Here is a 12,308-nt window from a genome sequence, read left to right on the forward strand (position 1 = left end):
TTAGCGTCACTAATTTTGCGAGGGCTTTATGGCTCGTACTACACCGATTAACCGCTACCGTAACATTGGTATCGTTGCTCACGTGGATGCTGGTAAAACCACCACCACCGAGCGCGTCCTTTTTTACACTGGCAAAAGCCACAAGATGGGCGAGGTGCATGACGGCGCCGCGACCACAGACTGGATGGTGCAGGAGCAGGAGCGTGGTATTACCATTACTTCTGCTGCTATTACCGCCTTCTGGCAGGGTTCCGAGAAGCAGCACAAGGACCAATACCGTTTCAACGTCATCGACACCCCGGGCCACGTTGACTTCACTATTGAAGTTGAGCGTTCCCTGCGTGTTCTCGACGGCGCGGTCGTTGTGTTCTGCGGCACCTCGGGTGTTGAGCCTCAGTCGGAAACCGTATGGCGTCAAGCCAACAAATACGGCGTTCCACGTCTTGTTTACGTAAACAAGATGGACCGTGCTGGTGCGAACTTCCTGCGCGTGATCGGTCAGATCAAGCAGCGTCTGGGTCACACTCCGGTGCCTATCCAGTTGGCTATCGGTTCCGAAGACAACTTCCAGGGTCAGATCGATCTGATGTCCATGGAAGCTGTTTACTGGAACGATGCTGACAAAGGTATGGTTCCAGTTCGTAAGCCTATCCCTGCTGAACTGCAGGAACTGGCTGACGAGTGGCGCGGCAACATGATTGAAGCCGCGGCAGAAGCCAGCGAAGAGCTGATGAACAAGTACCTTGAAGGTGAAGAACTCACCAACGCGGAAATCAAGGCCGCTCTGCGTCAGCGTACTATCGCTGGTGAGATCGTTCTGGCTGTTTGCGGTTCTTCCTTCAAGAACAAGGGTGTTCCCCTGGTTCTCGACGCCGTTATCGACTACCTGCCTGCTCCTTCCGAAATTCCTGCCATCAAGGGTACTGACCCGGATGACGAGACTATCGAACTGGAGCGTCATGCAGACGACAACGAGCCGTTCTCGGCTCTGGCGTTCAAGATCGCTACCGACCCATTCGTGGGTACCTTGACCTTTGTTCGAGTTTACTCGGGCGTGTTGGCCTCCGGCGACGGCGTGATCAACTCGGTTAAAGGCAAGAAAGAGCGCGTGGGTCGTATGGTGCAAATGCACGCAAACGCCCGTGAAGAAATCAAGGAAGTGCGCGCTGGTGACATCGCGGCCTTGATCGGCATGAAGGACGTCACCACTGGTGAAACTTTGTGCAACGCTGACAAGCCAATCATCCTGGTTCGCATGGACTTCCCGGAGCCGGTTATTTCGGTTGCCGTAGAGCCTAAGACCAAGGATGACCAGGAAAAAATGGGTATCGCTCTGGGCAAACTTGCTCAGGAAGATCCATCTTTCCGCGTCAAAACCGATGAAGAGACTGGTCAAACGATCATCTCCGGCATGGGCGAGCTGCACCTGGACATCCTGGTTGACCGGATGCGCCGTGAGTTCAACGTCGAAGCCAACATCGGTAAGCCTCAGGTTTCCTATCGTGAGCGCATCACGAAGAACTGTGAAATCGAAGGCAAATTCGTTCGTCAATCCGGCGGTCGTGGTCAATTCGGCCATTGCTGGATTCGTTTTGCTCCTGCTGACGAAGGTCAGGAAGGTCTGCAATTCGTGAACGAAGTCGTGGGTGGTGTGGTTCCTAAGGAATACATCCCGGCGATCCAGAAAGGTATCGAAGAGCAGATGAAGAACGGCGTTGTTGCCGGCTATCCGCTGATCGGCCTGAAGGCTACCGTGTTTGATGGTTCTTACCACGACGTCGACTCCAACGAGATGGCGTTTAAGGTGGCTGCTTCCATGGCGACCAAGCAACTGGCCCAGAAGGGCGGTGGTGAGTTGCTTGAGCCGATCATGGCGGTAGAGGTTGTTACGCCTGAAGACTATATGGGTGACGTGATGGGCGACCTTAACCGTCGTCGCGGCATGATTTTGGGTATGGAAGACACGGTCTCCGGCAAAGTAATTCGCGCCGAAGTTCCGCTGGGCGAGATGTTCGGTTATGCGACCGACGTTCGTTCCATGTCCCAGGGTCGCGCAAGCTACTCTATGGAATTCAAAAAATACAATACAGCTCCGTCGCACATCGTCGAAACTGTTACCAAAAAACAAGGCTGATTCAGCCCTTTAGGCAAGGAGTTAATTGTCGTGGCTAAAGAAAAATTTGATCGTTCCCTACCGCACGTCAACGTTGGCACCATCGGTCACGTTGACCACGGTAAAACCACTCTGACTGCAGCTCTGACTCGCGTCTGCTCCGAAGTATTCGGTTCGGCCATCGTTGATTTCGATAAAATCGACAGCGCGCCAGAAGAAAAAGCTCGTGGTATCACCATCAACACCGCACACGTCGAGTACAACTCGAAGATCCGTCACTACGCTCACGTTGACTGCCCAGGTCACGCTGACTATGTGAAGAACATGATCACCGGTGCTGCCCAGATGGACGGCGCTATCCTGGTTTGCTCGGCCGCTGATGGTCCGATGCCACAAACCCGTGAGCACATCCTGCTGTCCCGTCAGGTAGGCGTTCCGTACATCGTGGTTTTCCTGAACAAGGCTGACCTGGTAGACGACGCTGAGCTGCTGGAACTGGTTGAGATGGAAGTGCGCGATCTGCTGAGCACTTACGACTTCCCAGGCGACGACACTCCGATCATCATCGGTTCGGCGCGTATGGCTCTGGAAGGTAAAGACGACAACGAAATGGGCACCACTGCCGTTCGTAAACTGGTTGAAACCCTGGACAGCTACATCCCAGAACCAGTTCGTCTGACCGACAAGCCGTTCCTGATGCCAATCGAAGACGTATTCTCGATCTCCGGTCGCGGTACTGTTGTGACTGGTCGTATCGAGCGCGGTATCGTTCGCGTTCAGGATCCACTGGAAATCGTTGGTCTGCGTGACACTACCGTCACCACCTGCACCGGTGTTGAAATGTTCCGCAAGCTGCTCGACGAAGGTCGTGCTGGCGAGAACTGCGGCGTGCTGCTGCGCGGCACCAAGCGTGACGACGTTGAGCGTGGCCAGGTTCTGGTTAAGCCGGGTTCGGTTAAGCCGCACACCAAGTTCACCGCAGAAGTTTACGTTCTGAGCAAGGAAGAAGGCGGCCGTCATACTCCGTTCTTCAAAGGCTACCGTCCACAGTTCTACTTCCGTACTACTGACGTGACCGGTAACTGCGAATTGCCAGAAGGCGTTGAAATGGTAATGCCAGGCGATAACATTCAGATGACTGTTACCCTGATCAAAACCATCGCAATGGAAGACGGTCTGCGCTTCGCTATCCGTGAAGGCGGCCGTACCGTTGGTGCTGGCGTTGTAGCTAAAATCATCGAGTAATTATCTCTTCTGAGATAGCTCGATTTTTTTGAGAAGGCCCCCGCTTAGCGGGGGCCTTTTTTATTGGGTTGACACCTATCTGGGGCGTCTATAGAATTGCGCCTCCTTTTAACGGGCGTATTGCGCTCGGTGGGAATAGCAGCCGGAGTCTGAAATCCAATGCAAAATCAGCAAATCCGTATCAGGTTGAAGGCTTTTGACCATCGCCTGATCGACCAATCCACCCAGGAAATCGTGGAAACCGCGAAACGTACTGGTGCTCAAGTGCGTGGTCCAATTCCACTGCCTACCCGTAAAGAGCGGTTCACCGTTCTGGTCTCCCCGCACGTCAACAAAGACGCGCGTGACCAGTACGAGATCCGTACTCATAAGCGCGTTCTGGACATCGTCCAGCCAACGGATAAAACCGTTGATGCTCTTATGAAGCTTGATCTTGCGGCCGGTGTGGAAGTGCAGATCAGCCTCGGCTAAGACTCGGTCTTAGTCGTGTAACGCTCTGAAATGGGCGGCCATAGCGGGTGAAAGCCCCGTACACTCATGAGGTTTACAACATGACTATTGGTGTAGTCGGTCGTAAATGCGGTATGACCCGTATTTTCACCGAAGAAGGTGTCTCCATTCCGGTCACGGTCATTGAGATCGAACCGAATCGCGTCACCCAGTTCAAAACTGAAGAGACCGATGGCTATCGTGCAGTGCAAGTCACTGTAGGCGAGCGTCGTGCTTCGCGTGTTACAGCTGCTCAAGCTGGCCACTTCGCTAAAGCGAACGTTGCCGCTGGTCGCACCGTAATGGAATTCCGCCTTGAAGAAGGCGAGTACCAGGCCGGCGATCTGATCAACGCTGAAATCTTCGCCGCTGGTCAACTGGTTGATGTAACCGGTCAGTCCAAGGGTAAAGGCTTCCAGGGTACGATCAAGCGTTGGAACTTCCGCGGGCAAGATAATACCCACGGTAACTCCGTGTCCCACCGCGTTCCAGGCTCTATCGGCCAGTGCCAGACTCCTGGTCGTGTATTCAAGGGCAAAAAAATGTCCGGTCATATGGGCGCTGAGCGCGTGACCGTGCAGTCCCTCGAAGTAGTGCGCGTGGACGCTGAACGCAATCTGTTGTTGGTCAAGGGCGCTGTTCCTGGCGCTACTGGCGGCAACTTGGTTGTACGTCCAGCAGCCAAGGCTCGCGGTTAAGGGGAAGCTGACATGCAATTAAATGTAAATGACGCTCAAGCGATCGAAGTTTCCGAACTGACATTTGGCGGCGAATTCAACGAGACGCTGGTTCACCAAGCAGTCGTGGCCTACATGGCCGGCGGCCGTCAGGGTTCCAAGCAGCAAAAGACCCGTTCCGACGTTCGTGGTGGCGGTAAGCGCCCATGGCGTCAGAAAGGTACTGGCCGTGCTCGTGCCGGTACTATCCGTAGCCCAATCTGGCGTGGCGGCGGTACCACTTTCGCAGCTCGTCCTCAGGATCACACCCAGAAGCTGAACAAGAAGATGTATCGCGCAGCAATGCGTTCCATCCTTGCTGAGCTGGTGCGTACTGATCGTCTGGTAGTGGTTCAGGACTTCGCTGTTGATGCACCGAAGACCAAAGATCTGCTGAACAAACTGACCGGCATGGGCTTGACTGACGTCTTGATCGTGTCTGAAGTCGTTGATCAGAACCTGTACCTGGCTGCTCGTAACCTGCCACACGTTGATGTACGTGACGTGCAAGGTTCCGATCCAGTTAGTCTGATCGCATACGACAAGGTGTTGATCACCGTGTCGGCCGTGAAGAAATTCGAGGAGCTGCTGGGATGAACCAGGAACGCGTATTTAAAGTTCTGCTTGGCCCGCACGTTTCCGAGAAGGCTACGGTTCTGGCTGACAAGAAAGGCCAGTTCGTTTTCAAGGTTGCAACTGACGCAACCAAGCTGGAAATCAAGAAGGCCGTCGAAAGCCTGTTCAGCGTGAAAGTAGAGCGTGTTACTACCCTGAATGTTCTGGGTAAGAGCAAGCGCACTGCTCGCGGTCTGGGCAAGCGTAATGACTGGAAGAAGGCAGTTATCTCCCTTCAGCCAGGCCAAGATCTCGATTTCAGCAGCAGTGCTGAGTAAGGAAGGGGTGCATCATGGCAATCGTTAAATGCAAACCGACTTCCCCTGGCCGCCGTTTTGTGGTCAAGGTGGTCAACCAGGAGCTGCATAAAGGCGCTCCTCACGCACCGCTGCTCGAGAAAAAATCGAAGACTGGTGGTCGTAACAACAATGGTCGCATTACCACTCGTCACATCGGTGGTGGCCATAAGCAGCATTATCGTCTGGTCGATTTCCGTCGCAACGACAAAGATGGCATCTCTGCCACTGTCGAGCGTATTGAATACGATCCAAACCGTACTGCTCACATCGCTCTGCTGCTGTACGCAGATGGCGAGCGTCGCTACATCATCGCCCCTAAAGGCGTGAGTGCTGGTGACCAGCTGATCGCAGGTGCTCTGGCACCGATCAAGCCGGGCAACGCTCTGCAACTGCGTAACATTCCAGTTGGTAGCACCGTACACGGCATCGAATTGAAGCCAGGTAAAGGCGCACAGATCGCTCGTTCCGCTGGTGCTTCGGCTCAGCTGATCGCTCGTGAAGGTGTCTACGTGACCCTGCGTCTGCGTTCTGGTGAGATGCGTAAAGTGCTGGCTGAATGCCGCGCGACCCTGGGCGAAGTCTCGAACTCCGAGCACAGCCTGCGTTCGCTGGGTAAAGCTGGTGCCAAACGCTGGCGTGGCGTTCGCCCAACCGTTCGTGGTGTTGCCATGAACCCGGTTGACCACCCACATGGTGGTGGTGAAGGTCGTACCTCTGGTGGTCGTCATCCGGTATCGCCATGGGGCTTCCCGACTAAGGGCGCGAAGACTCGTGGTAATAAGCGTACCGACAAAATGATCGTCCGTCGTCGCAAGTAAATAGAGGGATACGACAGTGCCACGTTCTCTGAAAAAAGGTCCTTTTATCGATCTTCACCTACTGAAGAAGATCGAAGTGGCGGCGGAAAAGAATGATCGCAAACCGGTGAAAACCTGGTCGCGTCGTTCGATGATCCTGCCACAAATGGTCGGTTTGACCATCGCAGTACACAACGGTCGTCAACACGTCCCAGTTCTCGTTAACGAAGACATGGTCGGCCACAAACTGGGCGAGTTCGCCGGTACCCGCACTTATCGTGGGCACGTGGCAGACAAGAAAGCCAAGCGTTAAGGGGTTAGGAAATGGAAGTAGCCGCTAAGTTGTCGGGCGCTCGAATCTCCGCCCAGAAAGCCCGCTTGGTCGCCGACCAGATCCGCGGGAAGAAGGTGGGCGAAGCGCTCAACTTGTTGGCTTTCAGCAGTAAGAAAGCCGCCGAGATCATGAAGAAAGTGCTGGAGTCGGCCGTAGCCAACGCCGAGCATAACGAAGGCGCAGACGTTGATGACCTTAAAGTCAGCACCGTTTTCGTCAACGAAGGGCGTTCGCTGAAGCGCATCATGCCACGAGCCAAAGGCCGTGCTGATCGCATCGTCAAGCGGTCTTGCCATATCACTGTCAAGGTTGCTGACAAGTAACGGAGTCGAAGAGATGGGTCAGAAAGTACATCCCATTGGCATTCGCCTGGGAATCGTCAAGGAGCACACCTCCGTCTGGTACGCAGACGGTCGGACTTATGCGGACTATTTGTTCGCTGATCTGAAGGTGCGTGAGTATCTCCAAGACAAACTAAAAAGCGCGTCCGTAAGCCGTATCGATATCCATCGTCCGGCTCAGACTGCACGTATCACCATCCACACCGCTCGTCCAGGTATCGTTATCGGGAAGAAAGGTGAAGATGTTGAGAAACTGCGTCAGGACCTGACCAAGCAAATGGGTGTGCCTGTGCACATCAATATCGAAGAGATCCGCAAGCCGGAGCTCGACGGTATGCTGGTTGCGCAGAGCGTAGCTCAGCAGCTGGAGCGTCGCGTAATGTTCCGTCGCGCTATGAAGCGCGCTGTTCAGAACGCCATGCGCATTGGTGCCAAAGGCATCAAAATCCAAGTGAGCGGTCGTCTCGGCGGTGCTGAAATCGCACGTACTGAATGGTATCGCGAAGGTCGTGTGCCACTGCACACCCTGCGTGCCGACATCGACTATGCCAACTACGAAGCTCACACCACTTACGGTGTGATCGGTGTAAAGGTTTGGATCTTCAAAGGCGAAGTAATTGGTGGTCGCCAAGAAGAACTGAAACCACAAGCACCAGCGCCTCGTAAAAAAGCTGCTAAGTAAGGGGTACGCCAAATGTTGCAACCAAAGCGTACGAAGTTCCGCAAGCAGATGACAGGCCACAACCGTGGTCTGGCACAGCGCGGTAGCAAAGTCAGCTTCGGCGAATATGCGCTGAAGTCTGTAGCTCGTGGTCGTCTCACCGCTCGTCAGATCGAGTCAGCGCGTCGTGCTCTGACCCGTCACGTTAAACGTGGCGGCAAGATCTGGATCCGTGTATTCCCGGACAAGCCTATTTCCAAAAAGCCCCTCGAAGTTCGTATGGGTAAAGGTAAGGGTAGTGTGGAGTACTGGGTTGCCCAGATTCAGCCAGGCAAAGTCCTGTATGAAATCGAGGGTGTTTCTGAAGAGCTGGCGCGTGAGGCTTTTGCCCTGGCTGCTGCAAAGCTGCCGCTCGCCACCGCCTTTGTTAAACGGACGGTGATGTGATGAAAGCGAATGAACTTCGTGAAAAATCCGCACAGCAGCTGAACGAGCAACTGCTCGGCTTGCTGCGCGACCAGTTCAATCTGCGTATGCAGAAAGCAACTGGCCAGTTGGGGCAGTCTCATCTGCTCTCGCAAGTTAAGCGTGACATCGCTCGCGTGAAGACTGTGCTCAACCAGCAGGCAGGTAAGTAATCATGGCTGAAGCCGAAAAAACTGTCCGTACGCTGACTGGCCGTGTTGTCAGCGACAAGATGGACAAAACCATCACCGTACTGATCGAGCGTCGCGTAAAGCACCCGATCTACGGTAAATACGTTAAGCGTTCGACTAAGCTGCACGCGCACGACGAAACCAATCAGTGCCACATCGGCGACAAAGTCACTATTCGTGAAACTCGTCCTTTGGCCAAGACCAAGTCTTGGGCGCTGGTTGATGTTCTCGAACGCGCTGTGGAAGTCTAAGGACTAGGGGTCGGAGAAATTATATGATTCAGACTCAATCCATGCTCGATGTGGCCGATAACAGCGGCGCTCGCCGTGTTATGTGCATCAAGGTGCTGGGTGGCTCCCATCGTCGTTACGCTGGTATCGGTGACATCATCAAAGTTACCGTGAAGGAAGCAATTCCTCGCGGTAAAGTGAAAAAAGGCCAAGTGATGACTGCTGTTGTAGTCCGCACTCGTCACGGCGTACGTCGTGCTGATGGCTCCATTATCCGCTTTGATGGCAACGCTGCTGTTCTTCTGAACAACAAGCAAGAGCCGATCGGCACCCGTATCTTTGGGCCAGTGACCCGTGAACTTCGTACTGAGAAGTTCATGAAGATCGTCTCGCTCGCCCCAGAAGTGCTGTAAGGAGATCCGACATGCAAAAGATTCGTCGTGACGACGAGATCATCGTGATCGCCGGCAAAGACAAAGGTAAGCGCGGTAAGGTGCTTAAGGTTCTCGCTAACAACCGTCTGGTTATTGGCGGTCTGAACCTGGTTAAGCGTCATACCAAGCCTAACCCGATGTCGGGCGTACAAGGCGGTATCGTCGAAAAAGAAGCTCCACTGGACGCTTCTAACGTCGCCATTTTCAACGGCGAAACCAACAAGGCTGACCGCGTTGGTTTCAAAGTAGAAGACGGCAAGAAAATTCGTGTCTTCAAGTCGACCCAAAAAGCGGTTGATGCTTGAACACTGCTAGGTAGAAGACCATGGCACGACTAAAAGAGATTTACTGGAAGGAAATCGCACCGAAACTTAAGGAAGAACTTAAGCTTTCGAACGTGATGGAAGTTCCACGCGTTACAAAAATCACCCTGAACATGGGTCTGGGCGAAGCAGTCGGTGACAAAAAAGTCATCGAGCACGCTGTTGCCGACCTGGAAAAGATCACCGGCCAGAAAGTCGTTGTGACCTACGCTCGGAAATCCATCGCTGGCTTTAAAGTCCGTGAAGGTTGGCCGATCGGCGTCAAAGTGACCCTGCGCCGTGAGCGTATGTACGAGTTCCTGGATCGTCTGCTGTCGATCTCCCTGCCTCGGGTTCGCGACTTCCGCGGCCTGAATGCCAAGTCCTTCGATGGTCGTGGTAACTACAGCATGGGCGTTAAAGAGCAGATCATCTTCCCGGAAATCGACTACGACAAGATCGATGCTCTCCGCGGTCTGGACATTACCCTGACCACCACTGCCAAGAACGATGATGAAGGTCGCGCCCTGTTGCGTGCTTTCAAATTCCCGTTCCGCAACTGATTGGAGTAGGAAAATGGCCAAGATGAGCATGAAAAACCGCGAGCTGAAGCGTCAGCTCACGGTTGCCAAGTACGCCAAAAAGCGTGCAGCACTGAAAGCTATCATCGTTGATCTGAACGCAAGTCCAGAAGCACGTTGGGAAGCTACAGTAGCTCTGCAGAAGCAGCCACGTGACGCAAGCGCCTCGCGCATGCGTAACCGCTGCCGCCTGACCGGTCGTCCACACGGCGTTTACCGCAAGTTCGGCCTCGGCCGTAACAAACTGCGTGAAGCTGCAATGCGTGGTGACGTACCTGGTCTGGTTAAAGCCAGCTGGTAAGCACTATCAAAGTCTCGGCGTTCGGAATCGCAAGATACTGACCGCCGGTGACCTTGAACTTGAATCAAGCCCCTTTTGGGGCTTGATTCATTTGTGGGGTGTGTCTAGAATACCCGGCTCGCCTGAGCCCGTGCTTTTTCCGCATGGAAGAGCTCGGCGACAAGTAGTAGCCGCAAGGCTAATTTTTTTGTATTAGGAGCGTCTAGCCCATGAGTATGCAGGACCCGTTAGCGGACATGCTAACTCGAATCCGTAATGCCCAGATGGCTGAAAAGTCCGTCGTAAGCATGCCATCTTCTACTTTGAAGGTAGCTGTTGCCAAAGTCCTGAAGGACGAAGGTTACATTGCGGGTTATCAGATCAGCAGCGAAATCAAACCACTGCTGTCCATCGAGCTGAAGTACTTCGAAGGCCGTCCGGTCATCGAGGAAGTGAAGCGCGTTAGCCGTCCAGGCCTGCGTCAGTACAAGTCCGTCGATGATCTGCCAAAAGTTCGTGGCGGTCTCGGTGTGTCTATCGTCTCCACCAACAAAGGTGTGATGACGGATCGTGCTGCGCGCGCTGCCGGTGTCGGCGGCGAAGTTCTTTGCACTGTGTTCTAAGGGGGGATAAGCATGTCACGCGTCGCTAAGAACCCCGTTAAGCTGCCAGCCGGTGTCGAAGTCAAATTCGCAGGCCAACAGCTTTCGGTGAAGGGTGCCAAGGGCACTCTCGAACTGAACATCCATTCGTCCGTTGAGATCGTTGAAGAAGCTGGTGAGCTGCGTTTCGCTGCTCGCAATGGCGATCAACAAACTCGCGCAATGGCTGGTACCACTCGTGCGTTGGTAAACAACATGGTCCAAGGCGTAAGCCAAGGCTTCGAGCGTAAGCTCCAGCTGGTCGGTGTTGGTTACAAAGCGCAAGCAAAAGGCACAGTGCTGAACCTGGCTCTTGGCTTCTCGCACCCAGTGGATTATGAACTGCCGGAAGGCATCACCGCTGAGACTCCTAGCCAGACCGATATCCTGATCAAGGGCATCGATAAGCAGCTGGTAGGTCAAGTGGCCGCCGAGATCCGCGACTTCCGTCCACCAGAGCCGTACAAAGGCAAAGGTGTGCGCTACGCGGACGAAGTCGTCCGTCGTAAAGAAGCCAAGAAGAAGTAGGGCATAGCAAATGACCGACAAAAAAGTTACTCGACTGCGTCGCGCTCGCAAAGCACGCCTGAAAATGCACGAACTCGAAGTCGTGCGTCTCTGCGTGTTCCGCTCGTCGCAGCACATCTACGCCCAGGTCATTTCGGCCGACGGCAACAAAGTCCTGGCATCTGCCTCGACTTTGGATAAAGAACTGCGTGATGGCGCCACTGGCAACATCGACGCGGCCACTAAGGTTGGCCAGCTGGTCGCTACGCGTGCTAAAGCCGCTGGCGTCTCGCAGGTGGCTTTCGACCGCTCTGGCTTCAAGTACCACGGCCGCGTCAAGGCGCTGGCTGATGCTGCTCGTGAAGCTGGGCTGGAGTTCTAAGTTATGTCAAATAACGACCAAAAGCGCGACGAAGGCTACATCGAGAAGCTGGTTCAAGTTAACCGCGTAGCCAAAACCGTTAAAGGCGGCCGTATCTTCACTTTCACCGCGTTGACCGTGGTTGGTGATGGTAAAGGGCGTGTTGGCTTCGGCCGTGGCAAGTCGCGTGAAGTGCCTGCTGCGATCCAGAAGGCAATGGAAGCTGCTCGCCGCAACATGATCCAAGTTGATCTGAACGGCACCACTCTGCAGTACGCAATGAAGTCCGGTCACGGCGCTTCGAAGGTGTACATGCAGCCTGCTTCTGAAGGTACCGGTATCATCGCTGGCGGCGCTATGCGTGCTGTTCTCGAAGTTGCTGGCGTTCAGAACGTTCTGGCCAAGTGCTACGGCTCGACTAACCCGGTAAACGTGGTTCACGCCACTTTCAAAGGTTTGAAAGCTATGCAGTCTCCTGAATCCATTGCCGCCAAGCGTGGCAAAAGCGTCAAGGAGATCTTCTGATCATGGCTACCGTTAAAGTTACGCTGATCAAAAGCATGACCGGCCGCATCCCTAACCACAAACTGTGCGTTAAGGGTCTGGGTCTGCGTCGCATCGGTCACACTGTAGAAGTACTTGATACTCCCGAGAATCGCGGGATGATCAACAAGGCTTACTACATGCTGCGTGTCGAGGGTTAATC

Annotated in this window: 22 protein-coding genes; all 22 read left to right on the plus strand. The window is 54.2% G+C overall.

Annotation, left to right across the window (positions count from 1 at the left end):
* The first annotated feature begins 28 nt into the window (after positions 1 to 28).
* Entirely contained in the window at positions 29 to 2,134 is a 2,106-nt protein-coding gene (gene fusA, locus BK660_RS11095) for an elongation factor G (protein WP_123433346.1), read from the plus strand.
* Positions 2,135 to 2,164: 30 nt separating this feature from the next.
* Positions 2,165 to 3,358: an elongation factor Tu gene (gene tuf, locus BK660_RS11100; RefSeq protein ID WP_027924378.1), complete on the plus strand. Its 1,194-nt coding sequence runs from the start codon at positions 2,165 to 2,167 to the stop codon at positions 3,356 to 3,358.
* 159 nt (positions 3,359 to 3,517) lie between these two features.
* The gene (gene rpsJ / locus BK660_RS11105; RefSeq protein WP_003186070.1) at positions 3,518 to 3,829 is read left to right on the plus strand and encodes a 30S ribosomal protein S10; all 312 of its coding nucleotides are present in this window, start codon (positions 3,518 to 3,520) and stop codon (positions 3,827 to 3,829) included.
* 80 nt (positions 3,830 to 3,909) lie between these two features.
* Positions 3,910 to 4,545 carry a 50S ribosomal protein L3 gene (gene rplC, locus BK660_RS11110; RefSeq protein ID WP_003186059.1) on the plus strand — a complete coding sequence of 212 codons (636 nt, stop codon included), beginning with the start codon at positions 3,910 to 3,912 and terminating at the stop codon, positions 4,543 to 4,545.
* 12 nt (positions 4,546 to 4,557) lie between these two features.
* Positions 4,558 to 5,160 carry a 50S ribosomal protein L4 gene (gene rplD, locus BK660_RS11115; RefSeq protein WP_007896707.1) on the plus strand — a complete coding sequence of 201 codons (603 nt, stop codon included), beginning with the start codon at positions 4,558 to 4,560 and terminating at the stop codon, positions 5,158 to 5,160.
* Positions 5,157 to 5,456 carry a 50S ribosomal protein L23 gene (rplW, locus tag BK660_RS11120; RefSeq protein ID WP_002555488.1) on the plus strand — a complete coding sequence of 100 codons (300 nt, stop codon included), beginning with the start codon at positions 5,157 to 5,159 and terminating at the stop codon, positions 5,454 to 5,456. Before rplD ends, rplW begins: the two co-directional genes overlap by 4 nt.
* 14 nt (positions 5,457 to 5,470) lie before the next feature.
* Positions 5,471 to 6,295 (plus strand): 50S ribosomal protein L2, encoded by an 825-nt coding sequence (gene rplB, locus BK660_RS11125; protein ID WP_003176423.1) that lies wholly within the window; start codon positions 5,471 to 5,473, stop codon positions 6,293 to 6,295.
* 16 nt (positions 6,296 to 6,311) lie between these two features.
* Positions 6,312 to 6,587: a 30S ribosomal protein S19 gene (rpsS, locus tag BK660_RS11130; protein ID WP_002555486.1), complete on the plus strand. Its 276-nt coding sequence runs from the start codon at positions 6,312 to 6,314 to the stop codon at positions 6,585 to 6,587.
* Positions 6,588 to 6,598: 11 nt separating this feature from the next.
* Positions 6,599 to 6,931: a 50S ribosomal protein L22 gene (gene rplV / locus BK660_RS11135; protein WP_003103908.1), complete on the plus strand. Its 333-nt coding sequence runs from the start codon at positions 6,599 to 6,601 to the stop codon at positions 6,929 to 6,931.
* Between the two features lie 13 nt (positions 6,932 to 6,944).
* Positions 6,945 to 7,631, plus strand: coding sequence for a 30S ribosomal protein S3 (rpsC, locus tag BK660_RS11140; RefSeq protein ID WP_003176422.1), 687 nt, complete (start codon positions 6,945 to 6,947; stop codon positions 7,629 to 7,631).
* 12 nt (positions 7,632 to 7,643) lie between these two features.
* Entirely contained in the window at positions 7,644 to 8,057 is a 414-nt protein-coding gene (rplP, locus tag BK660_RS11145; protein ID WP_007943783.1) for a 50S ribosomal protein L16, read from the plus strand.
* Complete coding sequence (gene rpmC, locus BK660_RS11150) at positions 8,057 to 8,248, plus strand: 50S ribosomal protein L29 (protein WP_002555481.1); 192 nt, start codon at positions 8,057 to 8,059, stop codon at positions 8,246 to 8,248. Before rplP ends, rpmC begins: the two co-directional genes overlap by 1 nt.
* A gap of 2 nt (positions 8,249 to 8,250) precedes the next feature.
* Positions 8,251 to 8,517, plus strand: a complete 267-nt coding sequence (gene rpsQ, locus BK660_RS11155; RefSeq protein ID WP_003176419.1) for a 30S ribosomal protein S17 — start codon at positions 8,251 to 8,253, stop codon at positions 8,515 to 8,517.
* Between the two features lie 23 nt (positions 8,518 to 8,540).
* Positions 8,541 to 8,909, plus strand: a complete 369-nt coding sequence (gene rplN / locus BK660_RS11160) for a 50S ribosomal protein L14 (RefSeq protein ID WP_002555479.1) — start codon at positions 8,541 to 8,543, stop codon at positions 8,907 to 8,909.
* 11 nt (positions 8,910 to 8,920) lie between these two features.
* Positions 8,921 to 9,235, plus strand: coding sequence for a 50S ribosomal protein L24 (rplX, locus tag BK660_RS11165; RefSeq protein WP_003176416.1), 315 nt, complete (start codon positions 8,921 to 8,923; stop codon positions 9,233 to 9,235).
* A gap of 20 nt (positions 9,236 to 9,255) precedes the next feature.
* Positions 9,256 to 9,795 (plus strand): 50S ribosomal protein L5, encoded by a 540-nt coding sequence (gene rplE / locus BK660_RS11170; protein WP_003176415.1) that lies wholly within the window; start codon positions 9,256 to 9,258, stop codon positions 9,793 to 9,795.
* Between the two features lie 13 nt (positions 9,796 to 9,808).
* A complete protein-coding gene (rpsN, locus tag BK660_RS11175; protein ID WP_003176414.1) occupies positions 9,809 to 10,114 on the plus strand; it encodes a 30S ribosomal protein S14 in 306 nt (101 codons plus the stop codon).
* Between the two features lie 209 nt (positions 10,115 to 10,323).
* Entirely contained in the window at positions 10,324 to 10,716 is a 393-nt protein-coding gene (rpsH, locus tag BK660_RS11180) for a 30S ribosomal protein S8 (protein WP_003186040.1), read from the plus strand.
* Positions 10,717 to 10,728: 12 nt separating this feature from the next.
* Positions 10,729 to 11,262: a 50S ribosomal protein L6 gene (gene rplF, locus BK660_RS11185; protein ID WP_003176412.1), complete on the plus strand. Its 534-nt coding sequence runs from the start codon at positions 10,729 to 10,731 to the stop codon at positions 11,260 to 11,262.
* A gap of 10 nt (positions 11,263 to 11,272) precedes the next feature.
* A complete protein-coding gene (gene rplR / locus BK660_RS11190; RefSeq protein WP_003186037.1) occupies positions 11,273 to 11,623 on the plus strand; it encodes a 50S ribosomal protein L18 in 351 nt (116 codons plus the stop codon).
* A gap of 3 nt (positions 11,624 to 11,626) precedes the next feature.
* Positions 11,627 to 12,127, plus strand: a complete 501-nt coding sequence (gene rpsE, locus BK660_RS11195; protein WP_007943782.1) for a 30S ribosomal protein S5 — start codon at positions 11,627 to 11,629, stop codon at positions 12,125 to 12,127.
* A gap of 2 nt (positions 12,128 to 12,129) precedes the next feature.
* Positions 12,130 to 12,306, plus strand: a complete 177-nt coding sequence (gene rpmD / locus BK660_RS11200; RefSeq protein ID WP_003186033.1) for a 50S ribosomal protein L30 — start codon at positions 12,130 to 12,132, stop codon at positions 12,304 to 12,306.
* Positions 12,307 to 12,308: the final 2 nt, after the last annotated feature.

It is taken from the genome of Pseudomonas brassicacearum (assembly GCF_003732265.1).
In the GTDB taxonomy this organism is placed as follows: Bacteria; Pseudomonadota; Gammaproteobacteria; order Pseudomonadales; family Pseudomonadaceae; genus Aquipseudomonas; species Aquipseudomonas brassicacearum_D.

Excerpts from the sequence above, each read along its gene's own strand:
- fusA (WP_123433346.1), top strand. The coding sequence starts at position 29 with ATGGCTCGTACTACACCGATTAACCGCTACCGTAACATTGGTATCGTT.
- rpsJ (WP_003186070.1), top strand. The coding sequence starts at position 3,518 with ATGCAAAATCAGCAAATCCGTATCAGGTTGAAGGCTTTTGACCATCGC.
- rplC (WP_003186059.1), top strand. The coding sequence starts at position 3,910 with ATGACTATTGGTGTAGTCGGTCGTAAATGCGGTATGACCCGTATTTTC.
- rplD (WP_007896707.1), top strand. The coding sequence starts at position 4,558 with ATGCAATTAAATGTAAATGACGCTCAAGCGATCGAAGTTTCCGAACTG.
- rplW (WP_002555488.1), top strand. The coding sequence starts at position 5,157 with ATGAACCAGGAACGCGTATTTAAAGTTCTGCTTGGCCCGCACGTTTCC.
- rplB (WP_003176423.1), top strand. The coding sequence starts at position 5,471 with ATGGCAATCGTTAAATGCAAACCGACTTCCCCTGGCCGCCGTTTTGTG.
- rplV (WP_003103908.1), top strand. The coding sequence starts at position 6,599 with ATGGAAGTAGCCGCTAAGTTGTCGGGCGCTCGAATCTCCGCCCAGAAA.
- rpsC (WP_003176422.1), top strand. The coding sequence starts at position 6,945 with ATGGGTCAGAAAGTACATCCCATTGGCATTCGCCTGGGAATCGTCAAG.
- rplP (WP_007943783.1), top strand. The coding sequence starts at position 7,644 with ATGTTGCAACCAAAGCGTACGAAGTTCCGCAAGCAGATGACAGGCCAC.
- rpmC (WP_002555481.1), top strand. The coding sequence starts at position 8,057 with ATGAAAGCGAATGAACTTCGTGAAAAATCCGCACAGCAGCTGAACGAG.
- rpsQ (WP_003176419.1), top strand. The coding sequence starts at position 8,251 with ATGGCTGAAGCCGAAAAAACTGTCCGTACGCTGACTGGCCGTGTTGTC.
- rplN (WP_002555479.1), top strand. The coding sequence starts at position 8,541 with ATGATTCAGACTCAATCCATGCTCGATGTGGCCGATAACAGCGGCGCT.
- rplX (WP_003176416.1), top strand. The coding sequence starts at position 8,921 with ATGCAAAAGATTCGTCGTGACGACGAGATCATCGTGATCGCCGGCAAA.
- rplE (WP_003176415.1), top strand. The coding sequence starts at position 9,256 with ATGGCACGACTAAAAGAGATTTACTGGAAGGAAATCGCACCGAAACTT.
- rpsN (WP_003176414.1), top strand. The coding sequence starts at position 9,809 with ATGGCCAAGATGAGCATGAAAAACCGCGAGCTGAAGCGTCAGCTCACG.
- rpsH (WP_003186040.1), top strand. The coding sequence starts at position 10,324 with ATGAGTATGCAGGACCCGTTAGCGGACATGCTAACTCGAATCCGTAAT.
- rplF (WP_003176412.1), top strand. The coding sequence starts at position 10,729 with ATGTCACGCGTCGCTAAGAACCCCGTTAAGCTGCCAGCCGGTGTCGAA.
- rplR (WP_003186037.1), top strand. The coding sequence starts at position 11,273 with ATGACCGACAAAAAAGTTACTCGACTGCGTCGCGCTCGCAAAGCACGC.
- rpsE (WP_007943782.1), top strand. The coding sequence starts at position 11,627 with ATGTCAAATAACGACCAAAAGCGCGACGAAGGCTACATCGAGAAGCTG.
- rpmD (WP_003186033.1), top strand. The coding sequence starts at position 12,130 with ATGGCTACCGTTAAAGTTACGCTGATCAAAAGCATGACCGGCCGCATC.